This is a genomic window from Serratia marcescens (genome assembly GCF_006715005.1).
Classification (GTDB): domain Bacteria; phylum Pseudomonadota; class Gammaproteobacteria; order Enterobacterales; family Enterobacteriaceae; genus Serratia; species Serratia montpellierensis.
Genome location: NZ_VFMJ01000002.1, coordinates 66279 through 81117, shown reverse-complemented (window position 1 = coordinate 81117; position 14839 = coordinate 66279). Strand labels below are relative to the sequence as shown.

Sequence of the window (14839 nt, the reverse complement as noted above, 5' to 3'; positions counted from 1 at the left end):
TGCAGGGGATGTTGACCTGGCGCCGCTCACTTAAAGATGGGCATACGGGGTTATCGGCCAGCCAGGACGTTTCCACCGGAAGCCTGAAATTCACGCTGGGTATCATGATGGTCTGCAGTCCTTATCTGCTTGATGCCCTGCAAAAATCCCTTGGCATGCTGTAAGCCTGCCGGGTTTCATCCGCGCGTAAGCGCACTCTCATCCTTCATTAAATAACAATTTTCATTTTCAAGGAGTTAATCATGCCTAATGACATGATGCTGAACCTTTCCGTGCGCGTTTATTTCCTGAAAACATGGTTACGCCAGCGGCTTAGTGCGTTTTTATCCGGGGCTGCTGCAGCCCTTCCTGTCGCTGCATTTGCCGATGGTGATATTGCTGATATGGCAAATCGGGCTGCTGAAGGTGCGAAGTCTGGCATCAAGTCGTCGCTGACCATCGCGCAGTTCGCTGGCGTCTTCTTTGTTATCGGTGGACTCATAGCTGCCAGAAACAAGAAAGATAATCCGCAAGTTAAGGCCTGGCACATCTTAGCGTCCATCCTGTTTGGCGTTTGCCTCATCGTGGTGCCGGAAATTATCAAACGGGCGCAAACACAGGTGGGGTTGACACCGGTCAACGTCGGTTAAACGAAACGCGCTCCGGGCTTCCGGAGCGTTTTTTATGGAGTGGCGCTATGGCACAGCGACATATTTCGGATGATGCCCCGGTCGGCATTGGGTGGAGATGCTGCCATGACTAACGTTCAGTTAATGCCGGCCCCATTGTCGCTGGATATCAGCGGCGATCCCCAGACACCGTTGCCGCAGCCGATGGAAGGTTCACGTTGTCAATGTTGCGGCCTGCATATTCGCAAGCTGTGGCAGGGGGCCCGAGCTGGGTTTGATGAACCCCATGCGGTATGCACCTTGTGCTACCTCACTGGCCATCTCGACAGCCCCACCGCCGCGCATGCCCGTCTGGTCTGGCTCCCAGGCACGTCTCTGAAGAATGTCCTTCATCTGCAGCGTCAGATTTTGCTGGCGATGATTGCCGGCAATCGCGCGCAGCAACGTGAGGGAAAACGTTTGTGGCGCTGGATGGTGCTCCATGCACGCGAAGTGGAAGGGGCATGGGGAACGGCGCGCGTTGGCGAGTTTGCCGCCGCCATGTTGCGATTGCCACCGGCCAAGCGGGCACACCTGCAGCAACGCCTCATTGGCTGCGTGCCCGTATTTCCCCCTGATGTGTTCGATGACCTGTCGCTGTTGTTACCCGAAGGTAAAACAGCGACGCAGGCCTTAACGAGCTGGTGTTTGCCTACTTACCGCCGGAGTGATTTGTATGCTGAGCCCGATCCGCTGGATTGAAGAGATAATTACTGCAACATCCCGCTTCGCCGTGTCGCGGGATTTACCTGATTACTGTGATTTGCAGACGGTGATCCGCCTGACAGATGACGATCGTATACGCCATCCTGAGTTGGAGGCCCCCTATATCTTGGTGACCGATGACGGTGACTATTGTTCGGCCTTCTCCGTCGCCGGCAGCTTTTGCGACACCGATGAAACTGCTCCCCCTGATGCGCCGTTTTCCTGGATGGGGCGCATCAAACGCATGACCGAATCGCTGAATGCGGTATATCGCCGGCATGGTCATAAATTCAGCCTGGTTTACGAGGATGATCCCTCGCGCGGGGAAGAAGAGGTCAGACGCCTGATGGCACCTCAATACCGCTCCATTCGGCGTACCGGTATTGCTCTGAAGGAAATTCTCGATGAGCGGGTGGCCAAAATAAGCCCCTGGGTGTCACGAGAACGCTGCTATCTGGTGTGTTATACCGGGCGCAAGGCGTTGTCAGCCCACGAACTGATGGACGAAAACAAGCGCCTCAAGGTGCTTATCCAGCAAAGTCCTGATGCGCGTTTTGGCCAAAATCCGGTGTTGGCGGAGATGGTGGGGCAAAAAATCAGGCATGACGCCTTTCTCAGCGGTATAGAAACGGCGCTGAAGGACAACGGGGAAGGTGTACTGCTGAGCCGCCTGGACGCGCACTCCGTTGGTCATGCCTTGCGCGAACAAGTTGACCGCGCCGGCACCTCCGAACACTGGCGGCCGTTGTTGCCGGACGATCCTATCATGCCGCATGGCGTACGTGATGATGAAGACCATACGCCATTCCTGGCGCCTTGGCTGAACTTCCAACTGATGAATCAGGATGTACACCCGCAGGGCAATATGTTGCGCATTAATGGCGTGTGGCATGGCACCTTGTCTGTTGTTCTTGGGCCGCAAACCCCTCAGTCGTTTGCGCATCTTAAAGCGTTGGTACCGCGCGCGGTGCCCTGGCGGGTTCGCATGGATGTGATGCCTGGCGGGATGGCTGCGCTGGGCGTCAAAAAAGGGACGCTCGACTTTATGGCGTTCGTACCGACATTGCGGCCGATTTGGAAGTCCATTGCAGCACTCACCGAGGTTGATAGAAATGAACCGGTCTGCGTGATGACGATAACGGCGGCTACCTGGGGGGACAGCCCGCAGGCGGTGACCCGTAATCTGACACTACTGACACAGGCCTTCCAGTCCTGGGGCGTATGCGAGGTGACACAAACCTTCGGCGATCCCGTTCGTGCCTGGGTTTCCACTTTAGTGGCATCCAGCAAAGGCAGTGGTCCTAATCCACTGTATCCGCCGCTATCCCAAGCGCTGAATCTTGCCCCACTGACACGCCCGGCCTCCGCCTGGGAAGACGATGGCAACGCACTGTTCCCCACGCTGGATGGCAAACTCTACCCTGTGGGGCTGGCCACCAGTAAGCAGAACAAGTTGACCAGCCTGGTATCGGGTTCATCTGGTACGGGTAAATCGGTATTACTTAATGCCCTGGGTAATATTCAAATCACCAGTGCCCAGCAAAATCTGCCGTTTTTTGCCGGCGTGGATAAGGGGTTCTCGATGCAGGGGCAGATTGCTTTGCTGCGGGACAGTTTACCCCCTGAGCGGAAAGATGAAGTGATCGGCATCGTGTTGCAAAACGACAAGGCGCATTGCCGGAACCTGTTTGATATCCAGTTGGGGGCACGGTACCCGATCCCTCCTGAGCGCAACTGGATACTCAGCATGCTGACCGCAATGTGTATCGATCCAGAGACAGGAATACCGCCGAACGCGCGGGATACTCGTCAAATTCTCAATCGTGCCATCAGTAAAGCCTATTCTATCAATGCTGAAACCAGCGGTGCTCAGCTCTATAGCCGCGGACTGCCGGGGCTGGCGTGTGTTGACGAGGCTTTGGATAAGCTAGGGCTGTTCGAGCGGTTCGATGCTGACTGGTGGGAGAAAGCGGTGTGGTATGAGGTTCGCGACCTGTTGTTCGAAGGCGGGTACGTTCGGGAGGCCCAGCTGGCGCAGTTTCAGGCGGTGCCGGAATTGTCGGATATGACCCGGATCTTGAACCTTGATGAGATTAAAAGTGCTTATGGCGAGATCCAGCGTGACGGTAGCCAGGAAAAATTGCTGGATTATCTGTTCCGTTGCATGAACGACGCAGTCGGTGACTTCAAGATGCTGGCTGGGCGCACACAATTTGTAATTAACCCCCGCACCCGGGTTATTGCCATTGACCTCAACAACGTTATGGGCGACGACAGTAAAGAGGGGCACCTCAAAACGGGGATCATGTTCCTGTTTGCCGGGCAGGTGGCTGGCGGTGACTTCGTTTTGCCTCAGTACCGAGACGCGTTACTGGCCGCGGTCGATAAGCGTTATCACGCATTACATATCGATCGACTGGAACAGCTGGATCAGGAAGTGAAGACAAAGGGGTATGACGAACTGCATAACGCCAAGAAAGTGCCGTTTATCTTCCCAATGCTGGAAACCCAGGACCGTGAACAACGTAAGTTCGGGGTCCGCACCGTGTTGTCCTCCCAGTATATGCGCGACTTCCCTGACGCCATCCTCCGCTCGGCTAACTCACTGTTCATGATGGAAGTCGATCCGGACGACGAAGCGCTGCTGGTCGACCGTTTCAAAGTGCCTAAAGTTACCTTGCGTAATTTTCAGCGTTGCGGCACTGGCCCGGCGCCCGACGGGAGTGGCGTGCCGTTCCTGGGCGTTTTTCGTATCAAGGGCGGTGGCACGCTTGCCAGAATATTGAAAAACGCACTCGGGCCCCTGGAACTGTGGGCGCTGAACTCTTCACCGATAGACAGTCCGCTTCGTCGGCTGTTGTACGAGCAGGTTGGTGGGTCAACGGCGCGCGCCATTCTGGCCGAAGCTTTTCCGCAGGGCACTGCGGCGAAGTTGATCGAACTGCGAAGAAAGCAGGCCGGCGATGTCGATGCCGGCAATGTTACGCGTCAACTTGCCTCAGAGCTTATTGCCAAACGCGGCTATCACATCTAAGCGAGAAAAATCATGAAATACTCAGCGACAGTGGTCGCGCTGGCGGTCAGTCTCGGACTGAGCCAGCCCGCGGCCGCGGTTACCGTTTATGTGTCCGGCAGTGCGCCGATTGAAATGCAGGTGATGCCGGCAATGGGCACTATCAATGCCACGCTGGCGGAGATCCTCACAACGGAAACCCAGATAGGTACCGCTATCGTACAGGCCAGTGACAAGCAAGTCTCGGCGGTGACTGAAGCGGCACGCGCGCAGCGAGAGGCCGATATCTTTGGCCGTCAGACAGAGCGCCTGGAGCGCGCGCGTGACAGCTTTACGGTAACGGACAGTATCTGCAGTGAGTCGGCCTCCGGTATGGCTACGCAGGTCAGCAAGCAGACACGCTCCAGCGCATCAAGGCTGTCCGGCGGCGGCGGGGTCAGCAGCGCCATGGTTCGCAAGAGTGTGGCATCTCTTCCTGTGGCCCCCCGTCAAGGTGGTTATCGCAGTGCGGCTGTGCATGCGGCGTACTGTACGGCAGAAGAGGCGGCAACCTACGGGGGAACGGATCTTTGCCCACAGGTCTCCCCGTTGCCCGGCGGCGATATTGAGTTGCGTTCCCTCATGGATGGTGCAGGAGCTGTCGGTAAAGCACCTGATCTGACCTTCAATCAGGAACAAGTCGATGCGGCGATGGCTTACATGAAAAACTCGTCCCGTCATGATGCTGGACGCACGCCGGGGAAGGGGGATATTCAATCGGCCACCGGCCGCGAGTATCAGGGGTTGCTGACGCAATATAAGTCAATACAGAGCGCTTCCTCGCAGCCCCAGTTGGACTTGATTGCAGCCAGCCAGCCTAACCCCGCAACCCGTGAGGCATTGGGTGAGTCGTTACAAAGCCCGTCGGCCAGCCAGTATTTTTCGGCGACGGCGAGCCCGGAGGCACAGAAGTCCGGGGTGATGAGCGAACGGGAATATGAGGCGTTCGAGGTTGGCCGGCGGTACGCCAATACCGCTTATGAAACTGACCTGCAGGCAATGAGTGGCGATAACCTGACGCGGGAGCTGGTACGTGTCCAGAGCCTGGGCAACTGGCTACAGCTGGGAATTAAAAACGAGTTGCGGAAAGCGAACGTGATTGCGGGGCAGCAGCTGGCCATGGCGGCCAAAGCGCAATATGCGCCGCAGCTGCAGCAGTTGTCTAATCAGATGAGCGCAGGAGTAACCGCGAATGCAAACTGAGAATGGTAAGCAGAAGTCTGCCACCTCTTCGTGGCGGCGTGTAGGAAAAGTGGGGGTGGCATTGGTTAACCCCCTCTCTGATCTTGGGGTGATTTACCGCAGTGGCGTCCGGCCGATATTGAATAATCTGGCGAGAGCACGGGCGATGATTCGTGCTCGTCAGCAGGTTAAACGTGAACCATTGACCTGGGCGCAAGCGGTGGCGGCGACGGGAGTTCCGATTGAGCAGCTTCGCACCAACTTTGTCCGTATCCGGGCATTTTGGTGGTTCCTGATGCTGGTTTGCGGCGGGCTTGCTTTGATTTTGTCGCTGATGCTTTTGGCGAGCTTCACCACTTTGCCCGGCGCCACCTTGCTGAGAGCGACGATCGCGGCATTGATCCTGGTGCTGTTAGGGGCGGCGGGCTACGTCAAGGCGCTGATCGCAACGTATCGTCTGTGGCAACTCACTACCCAGCGTGTCAGCGTAGAGGAAAAGGGCACGTTCGAGGATTTTCGGTCGGAAAACCGCTGTTGCCGGCAAACGGTGTCATTGGGATGTTGGCGCTGATAACGGGAGTGCATCGCCGTTATCTCCTTTGACGCCTCATTTCCTTCCCTGCCTTCTACCCAGCGATCCGCCGGGGCCATAACATACGGACAACACGATGAAATTTCTCAAAAGGCTGTGGTCAGCAGGCTTGCTGCTGCTCTTTTCCTGGCCGGCGTTCGCCGATGGCGTGAATTATCAGACCATCGCTGATGCTGCACAGAAAACCAATGACTTATCGCGCCAGGCGTTGGTCATGATCTTTGGGGATGTGGTTCTACATCCCTTTAACCCCGGGCAACAAACGTTGATTGGCTCTCTGTTTGCCATTATCAACGGTGTACTTTGTGCCATAGCCCTGTTTTGGTTTTTGACTGTGACGATGAAAACCGTCGTCAAAGCTGGCCATGAGGGGCGTGTTTTTAATGGCGCCCGTTCGATGTTGTACCCGATCATGACTTTTGCGGGATTTATCACTTTGGTGCCTACCGGCTCAGGGTGGTCGATTTCGCAGTTGGTGATGCTGTGGGCGGCGTCGGTAATGGGCGTCGGGAGCGCCAATCTGCTAACCGATAAAGCGGCGGATATGATGGCCAGCGGATACTCCATGGTCACGCAGCCGACTGCGCCGGCGACGCGTTCAGCTGCCCGGGCCATTTTTGAAATGAACCTGTGCAAATATGCTATTAACCGCGAACTGCAGGCCCTTTATGCGTCAGGGGAAGCGAATACGCCGATGATGAGCACGAAAGGGGGCAATGGTGAGTACGTGACCGGTAATGGCAGCGCCATTTGTGGGTCGGCGAAGACGCCTAACTCTGCCCGTAGCGGCGTCTGGAACGTGTTATTTGACAGCAAGGTCGATACCGAAAATGTGGTGGCGTCACAAAAGCAGGCGCTGGACAGGATGCAGGCATCGCTGGATCGGGCTGCAATGGACTTCGTCGATACCTATTTGAGTAAGCGTGATCAGGATAGTGGCAGTTTTCAGGATGTGGAAACCGATATCCAGAATGCGGCCGCTGACTATGAGGATACGGTCAACAAAGCGCTGAACCAAATTAACTATAAGGATTCGCTGCAGAGTCAGCTGGTCAATCAGATCAAGAGTTATGGCTGGGTTGCTCTGGGGGCTTGGTATCACACCTTCGCGACAGCCAACAGTAAAACCAACGATGTGGCCAACGCCACGCCAATCACCAGTGGCATGAGTGGTGTGGGCGAGCACGGTACGGGGGACTTGTACAATCAGGTGCTTACGGCCTATCGTGCGCAGGTGCAGAACAGTACCTATACACCGCCCCTGGGAACACAAACGGAGAGTGAGATTAGTGCAGCCGGTGCAGCTCAAGATCCGAACTCAGTATTCGTTGGAATTTTAAAAAGCCCAATCCAAAAACTCACAACCCTTATAGCTACAAAAAACTTGGGTACTGACGCCGATTTCAACGGTCAAGTAAACCCATTAATTAAAATGCAGGAGATCGGTGATTATACCTTAGGCACTACTGAAACCCTGATGGCTGCTTATGCCGGTACTTGGGCGATTGCATCAGCGGCCAGTAACTCACCTGTAGGGTGGGCAAGTAAAATTTTTGCGGTTGATGCCGGCGCTGTGGTTAAGGATGTTATGGGTGCGATGGCGCCAATGTTCTATTTCTTTATGTTTGCGCTTTTGGCTATTGGATTCTCATTAGCCGTATTCTTACCGGCAGTACCTTTTATTTTCTGGATGACGGGCTTCTTTAACTGGATTGTCAGCGTGCTGATTGGGTGCGGGGCCGGGCCAATGTGGTCAGCGACGCATCTGGGGGCAGAGGAGGACAAGGGAAGCCGGAGTGCCTATGGCTATATCTTCCTGATCGACATGATGTTACGGCCTTCTCTTATGGTGCTGGGGTTCTTTTTCGCTTCAGTGTCAGCAATAGCCGGTGGCACGGTGCTAAATCTGTTGTTTGCTTCAGCACTGGCTAATGCTAATGCGGACTCGATTATGGGATTGGTTAAAATGGTTGGTTGGTTGATGATATATGCACGCATCTCAACCTTTGGAGTGACACGGCTATTCAGTTTAGAGGCATCTCTACCGGATTATGTGATCTCATTCCTTGGTGGTCGTGAAGGGAATAATGTTATGGGCGGATTGGTCGATAATATGAAAAATATGTTCGGGGCGGCCGGGACTGGATCTCAACGAATTCCTGGTGTCCGTAATATGCCGAATAGGACCGGAAAAGGTAATGGGGCTGATGGAATTCAGTAGAAAACACCCTGACAAATGTACAGTTGTTGGGTATAATGTCATCAACGGCTGTTGGAGGATAAAACTATGGTGCAGCGACTGAAAACTACACGCGAAGGATGGGCTTGGGTTTTTAAAATCCTTTATATGGTATTAGCTTTACCCTGCCTTCTATTTTTAGCTTTGGCGTCACTGCTGACGTTAAGCGATGTTCTAAAAAGCGGTGATCTTTACCAGCTATTTTTCTACGGTTTGATCTGGGCCGCGATACTCATCCCTGTCGCTATTTTCACTAAGCAGGTCATAAGTAAACGTCGTATTCTAAAAGTCATCACGAACGATGTTAAAGACCCTGAGTATTTTATGCCTGAGCAGGGCTATGAGATGTACCATGAAGGGGATGGTAAATATCTGGGCATTGATATCAAACGTGGCACCATCCTTTACGTGCACCGCATTCGCAAAGGTGAAGTCGACGTTGTTGGGCTGGATATGAAAGACTGGACCAATCGGGAAGTGGAAGGAAAGATGTTCCGTCTTTACACCAAACTCCCGGAATTACCCCGTATTGAAATTTCCACGCCGTGGGCCCAACGCTGGTTTGATACGCTGGGTTCTATGGAGTTCAAGCAATATCAGCCAGCGATGCCGTTCTCTGAGTATGTTGATATTCACCGTGAGCAGCTGGAGCGTGAAAACCATATCGAGATCCCCCGCCTGGCCTGACACCTAACTTTCTCCTCTGGCTACCTTACCAGGTGGCAAACACCCTCAACACCGGCTTATAGCCGGTGTTCTTTTTTGCGAGTCATTCCTTATGTATAACCGCCCGTCGCAAAGTGCATGGGATGGCGATCAAGGGCAAATGTTCCTGGCCTTCTGTGCTGCCGTTCTGTTGTGCTGGCTCTTTTTTGATTCGTTTGTCTACGGGAGTTGCTGGGTACTGTATTGGCTCTGGACAGCGGTGGATGTTCCCCGTATCCATTATTGGGTCGGTGAAAAAATCAACCTGCTTGCCGATACGGCCAATCATGCCGTCGACGTCACCTTTGATGAGTGGTTGACAGTGATGAATGCCACTTCAGGTATCTTCTTGTTGTTTCTGGCACCGATCGTCGTGGCCAGTGGTATCGCGCTGGCGCAGCACCCTGTACTGGCATTTCGCAGCAAACGTCCCATCAATATTCATACGTTACCGCAGTTGGCCAGCAGCTTTGCCCCTTCCGTGACGCCCGTGCTGGCTATGGCCTCCGGTCCGGATGGTTTGATGAATGATCCCGCCCCGGCTAACGTTTGGGCGCTAAGGCCAGAAGACTTCACCGCGCAACTTCAACTTGTTCACCGCAAGACGCTCGATAGGGCTGCCGCCGCGGCGGTGTTCACCGCGCAGTTGGGTAAACCTATGTGTGATGTGACAAATTGGCACCCTTACGAGCGCGCTTTGCTGGCAGTGTTTGGTCTGCAGGTTTTCCTGAACGATCGTGCGTCTGCGTCACAACTACTGGATGATCTCAATCGTTCCTGTGTAGTGAGACGATTTTTACGGCGCAAGCGGGTTTCACCAGTGCCGTTGTTCCCGTTGGCCAATGCAGCGTTTCAACGTGTGATTCAGGCCCCCGGTGTCAACGAGTGGCTGGAGGGGCACGGATATGTGCGCAGTGCACTCGTTGGGTTGTATGCCCGTGACCTGCGATTGCCCCCGGCGCGTTTTCGCTGGCTTAAGGGGATTGACCGTACATTGTGGTATGGGCTTCACTCAGCAGACACCGCAAAGGTGTTTGTTGAAGGTGCCGGTATTGCCGCTCAGGCTCGCGCCGAGGTTCGTGCCTGTAAGCTGCGATTGCCTCGTCCGGGAATTATGGTGGAACAAGCCGTTGAAGGGCTACAGGCCGATCTGGAAAGTCTGGGCCTGGTCTACCCGTATATACCGGCAGTGGTTCGTCGGCGTCAGGCGACAGAACAGTCAGTGATGTCAGCTGTTTATGCTATTACCGACCCGCCGGACAGCGAGGCGGCAGCGGCTCCCTAGCGTCACCCCTCTTGATTTACCCGAACACCCCCACCGAATTAACTCCGTTAGCACGTCAGGCCAATCAGGCTCTGGTGTCGACCCTTATTTGAATTAAAAGGATATTCCATGCGTGCAAAATCTGACTATGCGCCTTTCTCTGTATACATCCGCGGTAATCTGTTAGTCGTCCAACGTCCAGTCGACCTGGGCAAGCCGGCTGAGGGGCGGGGTGTCCGTACTTTATGTACAGTTGACCTGCGACGCCAGCCGACTTTTTTCCTGTCTGACGCCGGGGTGATGTGCTGCGACAAGTTGGGGAATGTCTTCACAGTTGAGTCCAGCGCTAATGGTGGTAACGATCAGCTGCTTGCGGCGTTGTCTGAGGCACAGTTAAAGCAGGCAGAAAATTGGCGTACCCGATGGGGCGGTCGGTTGGTCATTAGCGCTGGACTGCTGATTGTCGGGCTGATGCTGGGTGTTTCTCTCGTGCACTCCAGCAAGGAGGGGCCGTTGGAACTGGAACCTGGCCCCGAGGTTAGCCTGGCTCCCGCGCAACAGGTTGTGCCGCTGACGCTTCCGCCTCATGCGACTAAAGCTGAACGCCTTGAAGTGCCTGTTCCTGTCCAGCAAACGCGGGCTCCCGCGCCAGAAGATGGCTGGGCGCTGCCAGCGTCCGTCCGGTCAACCCTGCCGCAGAAGCTGCAAAGTGCTGCCGACCGCCAATTGTTCACCGTGAACTATTCCTCTGGCCACGATCGCACTTTGTATGTGTTTGCTGATCCCAATTGCCCGAATTGCCGACATCTGGAGCCGGCTTTAGTGGCGGCGGCTCAAATGGCTAACGTGGTTGTCTTCCCGGTGGCTGTGATTGGGCGAGAGAAATCCATTGCTGCCATTACCCCTGTGTTGTGCTTGCCGCCGGCGCAGCGGCCGGCTGCCTGGCAGGCTCTATTTACTGTTGGTACCGATGGACTTCAGCTGGGTAAAGCGGCTGCGGTCGATAAGAAAGCCGACAGCGCCTGTGATGTGGCCGAAAAAGCGCTTGGCGTCAACGAGGTGGCTTATCAGGCCTATCGCATTCCGGGCACCCCCTGGGTGATTGCTGATGATGGCCGCTATGTCCCTCAGGCTGTTCTGCGTGATCCGGCTCAACTGAGCCAGTTCCTGAGCGAAAAGGAGACACCGGATGCAGCAACCCACTGACTACGGCATAGCGCGCAATCGAATTAATCGCCGCGTTTATCACTCAGCCCTGGGAGACTGGATGTTGTCCCCAGGAGGGCTGGCGCTGGGGATGGCGGGCGCCGTTATCGTCGGTGTGGTATGGCCGGTCACCTTGTGGTTAACACTGCCTGTCTTGATGTTCTGGGCGCCGTCGATGTTGATGGAACCCTGGCAGATGCCGATGCGCATGCCAAGCGATATGGATCGGCTCGACCCTTCTACGCAGCGTCAGGTGCCGGGCAAGATGTGGGGCTTTTTGCCCGTGACGGCCATGCGTATTGTCATGGGCAAAGCGGCCGGCATCCTCTATCTGGGATACCTCCGTGGCCGGGATGCGGGGCGTGAGTTGTGGTTGTCAATGGACGACATGACGCGGCACATCCTGATGTTTGGTACCACCGGTGCCGGTAAGACGGAAACGTTGCTGGGTTATGTGCTCAACCAACTCGGTCTGGGCAAGGGGCTGATTTATTCCGACGCAAAGGCACAGAACGACGTGGCGTTGGCCATTGCGTCCATGGCCCGGCGTTTTGGCCGAGAAGACGATCTGCGGATGATGAACTTTATCACCGGCGGCCGTTCCCGTGCTCAGGAACTGCTGGAAGATGTCAAAAACCGTCCTCAAACCAATACGGTCAATGCCTTCGGCATAGCCGAAGAAACCTACATCATCAACCTGATGGACTCGATGTTACCACCGGCCGGCAACGACGGCGGCTGGCAGGAAAAGGCGCGGGCGATGATACAGGCGTTGGTGTTTGCCCTGGTGTACAAATGCCGGCGAGAAGGGACGGTGATGTCGCAGCGTACCATTCAGGCCCACCTTCCTTTGCGCAGTATTGCACGGCTCTATATCCAGTCCGTGGAGGAGCAGTGGCACGATGAGGCGCGATTACCACTGGAGAACTATCTCGGCACGCTGGCGGGGTTTGATCTGGCCACGGTGGACTCACCGTCAGAATGGGCGCCGGAGGCGCTGAACCAGCATGGTTACCTCATTCAGCAGTTCACCCGCATGTTGGCGCTGTTCAACGACACCTACGGTCATGTGTTTGCGCGCGATGCAGGTGATATCGACCTGAGAGACGTTGTTCACAACGATCGCATCCTCGTCATTCTCATCCCTGCACTGGAAATTTCTGCGACCGAGGCGGCAGCGCTTGGGCGACTGTATGTGTCCCAGCTGGCAATGATCCTGAGCCAGGACCTTGGAGAAAAGCTGGAGGGGCGTCCGGAAGACATCATGGTTGTACGTAAGTACAAGGATAAGTTTCCGTTTCTGTGGATAGCCGATGAGGTGGGGGCCTGTTACACCGAGAAATTGGGTGAATTGGCTACTCAGGTTCGATCGTTGGGGTATTGCCTGCTGCTGGCCGGGCAAGAAGCACAGCGACTTAAATCAGCCGCCGGTGACCGCGTGTGGACGCTGATTGCCAATATGGGCACGCGTATTACCGGCAAAATCATGGACCCGAAAGACACCCTGGAAATCCTGCAGCTGATGGCCGGCACTGAATATCTACCGGAAATGAGTCAGATGGTGCGTCAGAACGGTGTTCTCGGCAGCCGATGGGATGAAGACGACAGGCTGCAACTGCGTGAGCAAAAGAAAGTCAGCGTGGAAGAAGTACAGCAGCTGCAGGAGGGCGAGAATATCACCCTGTTTCGGGGGGAGGTTATCCGTGGCTCGTCACTTTATATCGCGGATGCCGACAAGTTTACCAAAGAAGCGATACAGATTAACCGTTTCATTGAGGTCTCTCCGCCATCTCTTGATGCGTTGCTGGCGCAGGCGCCGGCAACTATTCGCCGCAGCTACCCACGTGCCGATCGGATACAGCAGATCGTTCGCCGGCTGGACGCGCCATCTGCACGTTCAGACCTGGAGAACCTGCAGCTGACCGACCCCGCGCTGGCCGCCCTCAATGAACTGGAAGACGAATGGCTACATATCTGGTCCCGACGCCCGACGGCGGCGGTTAGCACCAGCCTGTTATGGGAAACAGCGCTGGCGCATCTGCCGGCGCGCGGATGTGGTTACCAGGTGCAGGCGAGGACGCCGATCGCATTGGGCGTCGGACAACCTCGTCTGATGGCCTATCAAATGCAACATATTCCGGTTGAGAAACCGGCCGACAACACTTCAAAAGAGAATGCAAAATGGCAACGAAAATCACAGTAAACGGCAAGACGATGGTCGTCGATGGTAATCATATCCGTGTCAGTGGTAACCAGGTGATTGCAGATGGCCAAACGGTGTCGCTGGGTGATGGAAAGGTCGTGGCGGTCGCCATCACGATTGTGGGTGATGTGCAGGTTCTTGATTCCGAAGAGGCTGATGTGACGGTACAGGGGAATGTCGGCACCGTTCGCAGCACTAACGGCAATGTCAGGGCGGGTAATGTAACCGGCAACATCGAGACGCGAAATGGCAACGTCACCTGTGGCCATGTCCAGGGCGATGTCAGCTCGAGGAACGGGAATGTGTTATACGGGGGCGCAAAATAATGCGGACTTCACTGAAAGCCTGGTGTCTGGCCGCGACGTTAGCGGTCGTTCCGTGCGCTATGGCGGCCCCCTCGGTGCAGGTCGGGTTCTCACCGGAAGGGAGCGCTCTGCAGCTGGTATTGAATACGCTTAATGAGGCACGGAGCAGTATCCGCCTAATGGGGTATTCGTTTACCTCACCCGAAGTGGTGAAAGCCCTGACGACGGCCAAGCATCGGGGCGTCGATGTGAAAGTGGTGCTCGATGCGAAGGGAAATCAGAACAAGGCCAGCCAGGCGGCGATGAACGTGCTGGTCAATGCCGGTATCCCGGTTCGTACTGTCGATACCTTCAAGATAATGCACGACAAACTGATCATCACTGACCAGGTGAATGTCGAGACCGGGTCATTTAACTTTAGCCGTGCAGCGGCGCGGTCCAACTCAGAAAATGCGCTGGTGCTACGTGATATGCCTGGCGTGGCACAAACCTACCTGACGCACTGGCAATCGCGCTGGGATATCGGAAAGGAGTGGCATTCGTCGTATTAAAAATACTTTTCATTCCTTCCCGCAACACTATGACAGCCTGATCCTCTGGGCTCAGGTTGTCCGCTTTTCCTGCATTTTTATCTGTCATCCCGCGCCAACGGGACTGAAAAATGCTTTTTATGCTGCTAAGTTACGGATTCTGTAGTACGCTTTGCCAAACGATCCTTTTCAGATCCTTGGGGAGGCAG

At 55.2% G+C, this 14839-nt stretch carries 12 protein-coding genes and 1 pseudogene; all 13 read left to right on the top strand.

All coding sequences use genetic code 11. The features are described from left to right. Positions 1–164 (top strand): annotated as a pseudogene (locus FHU12_RS27515) (conjugal transfer protein TraQ); the annotation flags it as partial. Between the two features lie 78 nt (positions 165–242). Then, complete coding sequence (locus FHU12_RS27045; protein ID WP_141973208.1) at positions 243–629, top strand: DUF6750 family protein; 387 nt, start codon at positions 243–245, stop codon at positions 627–629. Between the two features lie 105 nt (positions 630–734). Beyond that, positions 735–1349: a conjugal transfer protein gene (locus tag FHU12_RS27040; protein ID WP_221627862.1), complete on the top strand. Its 615-nt coding sequence runs from the start codon at positions 735–737 to the stop codon at positions 1347–1349. Further along, positions 1324–4386, top strand: a complete 3063-nt coding sequence (locus FHU12_RS27035; protein WP_141973206.1) for a putative type IV secretion/conjugal transfer ATPase — start codon at positions 1324–1326, stop codon at positions 4384–4386. Before FHU12_RS27040 ends, FHU12_RS27035 begins: the two co-directional genes overlap by 26 nt. Positions 4387–4398: 12 nt before the next feature. Then, complete coding sequence (gene traW / locus FHU12_RS27030; protein ID WP_141973204.1) at positions 4399–5607, top strand: conjugal transfer protein TraW; 1209 nt, start codon at positions 4399–4401, stop codon at positions 5605–5607. Then, complete coding sequence (traX, locus tag FHU12_RS27025) at positions 5597–6157, top strand: conjugal transfer protein TraX (RefSeq protein WP_141973202.1); 561 nt, start codon at positions 5597–5599, stop codon at positions 6155–6157. Before traW ends, traX begins: the two co-directional genes overlap by 11 nt. Positions 6158–6254: 97 nt before the next feature. Then, the gene (locus tag FHU12_RS27020) at positions 6255–8399 is read left to right on the top strand and encodes a DotA/TraY family protein (RefSeq protein WP_141973201.1); all 2145 of its coding nucleotides are present in this window, start codon (positions 6255–6257) and stop codon (positions 8397–8399) included. A 66-nt stretch (positions 8400–8465) separates the two neighbouring features. Beyond that, complete coding sequence (gene excA, locus FHU12_RS27015; RefSeq protein ID WP_141973199.1) at positions 8466–9104, top strand: plasmid IncI1-type surface exclusion protein ExcA; 639 nt, start codon at positions 8466–8468, stop codon at positions 9102–9104. Positions 9105–9195: 91 nt separating this feature from the next. Continuing rightward, positions 9196–10407, top strand: a complete 1212-nt coding sequence (locus tag FHU12_RS27010) for a secretion/conjugation apparatus DotM-related subunit (protein WP_141973197.1) — start codon at positions 9196–9198, stop codon at positions 10405–10407. Positions 10408–10515: 108 nt separating this feature from the next. After that, a complete protein-coding gene (locus tag FHU12_RS27005) occupies positions 10516–11592 on the top strand; it encodes a DsbC family protein (protein ID WP_141973195.1) in 1077 nt (358 codons plus the stop codon). Continuing rightward, positions 11576–13795, top strand: coding sequence for an F-type conjugative transfer protein TrbC (trbC, locus tag FHU12_RS27000; protein ID WP_141973193.1), 2220 nt, complete (start codon positions 11576–11578; stop codon positions 13793–13795). The genes FHU12_RS27005 and trbC overlap by 17 nt, the downstream gene beginning before the upstream one ends. Further along, positions 13774–14121 (top strand): hypothetical protein, encoded by a 348-nt coding sequence (locus FHU12_RS26995; protein WP_063988481.1) that lies wholly within the window; start codon positions 13774–13776, stop codon positions 14119–14121. The genes trbC and FHU12_RS26995 overlap by 22 nt, the downstream gene beginning before the upstream one ends. Continuing rightward, a complete protein-coding gene (locus tag FHU12_RS26990) occupies positions 14121–14651 on the top strand; it encodes a phospholipase D family nuclease (RefSeq protein ID WP_141973191.1) in 531 nt (176 codons plus the stop codon). The genes FHU12_RS26995 and FHU12_RS26990 overlap by 1 nt, the downstream gene beginning before the upstream one ends. The last annotated feature ends 188 nt before the right edge of the window (positions 14652–14839 follow it).

Bases quoted from the DNA above. Each gene is read 5' to 3' on its own strand.
- FHU12_RS27045 (WP_141973208.1), top strand. From the start codon at position 243: ATGCCTAATGACATGATGCTGAACCTTTCCGTGCGCGTTTATTTCCTG.
- FHU12_RS27040 (WP_221627862.1), top strand. From the start codon at position 735: ATGACTAACGTTCAGTTAATGCCGGCCCCATTGTCGCTGGATATCAGC.
- FHU12_RS27035 (WP_141973206.1), top strand. From the start codon at position 1,324: ATGCTGAGCCCGATCCGCTGGATTGAAGAGATAATTACTGCAACATCC.
- traW (WP_141973204.1), top strand. From the start codon at position 4,399: ATGAAATACTCAGCGACAGTGGTCGCGCTGGCGGTCAGTCTCGGACTG.
- traX (WP_141973202.1), top strand. From the start codon at position 5,597: ATGCAAACTGAGAATGGTAAGCAGAAGTCTGCCACCTCTTCGTGGCGG.
- FHU12_RS27020 (WP_141973201.1), top strand. From the start codon at position 6,255: ATGAAATTTCTCAAAAGGCTGTGGTCAGCAGGCTTGCTGCTGCTCTTT.
- excA (WP_141973199.1), top strand. From the start codon at position 8,466: ATGGTGCAGCGACTGAAAACTACACGCGAAGGATGGGCTTGGGTTTTT.
- FHU12_RS27010 (WP_141973197.1), top strand. From the start codon at position 9,196: ATGTATAACCGCCCGTCGCAAAGTGCATGGGATGGCGATCAAGGGCAA.
- FHU12_RS27005 (WP_141973195.1), top strand. From the start codon at position 10,516: ATGCGTGCAAAATCTGACTATGCGCCTTTCTCTGTATACATCCGCGGT.
- trbC (WP_141973193.1), top strand. From the start codon at position 11,576: ATGCAGCAACCCACTGACTACGGCATAGCGCGCAATCGAATTAATCGC.
- FHU12_RS26995 (WP_063988481.1), top strand. From the start codon at position 13,774: ATGGCAACGAAAATCACAGTAAACGGCAAGACGATGGTCGTCGATGGT.
- FHU12_RS26990 (WP_141973191.1), top strand. From the start codon at position 14,121: ATGCGGACTTCACTGAAAGCCTGGTGTCTGGCCGCGACGTTAGCGGTC.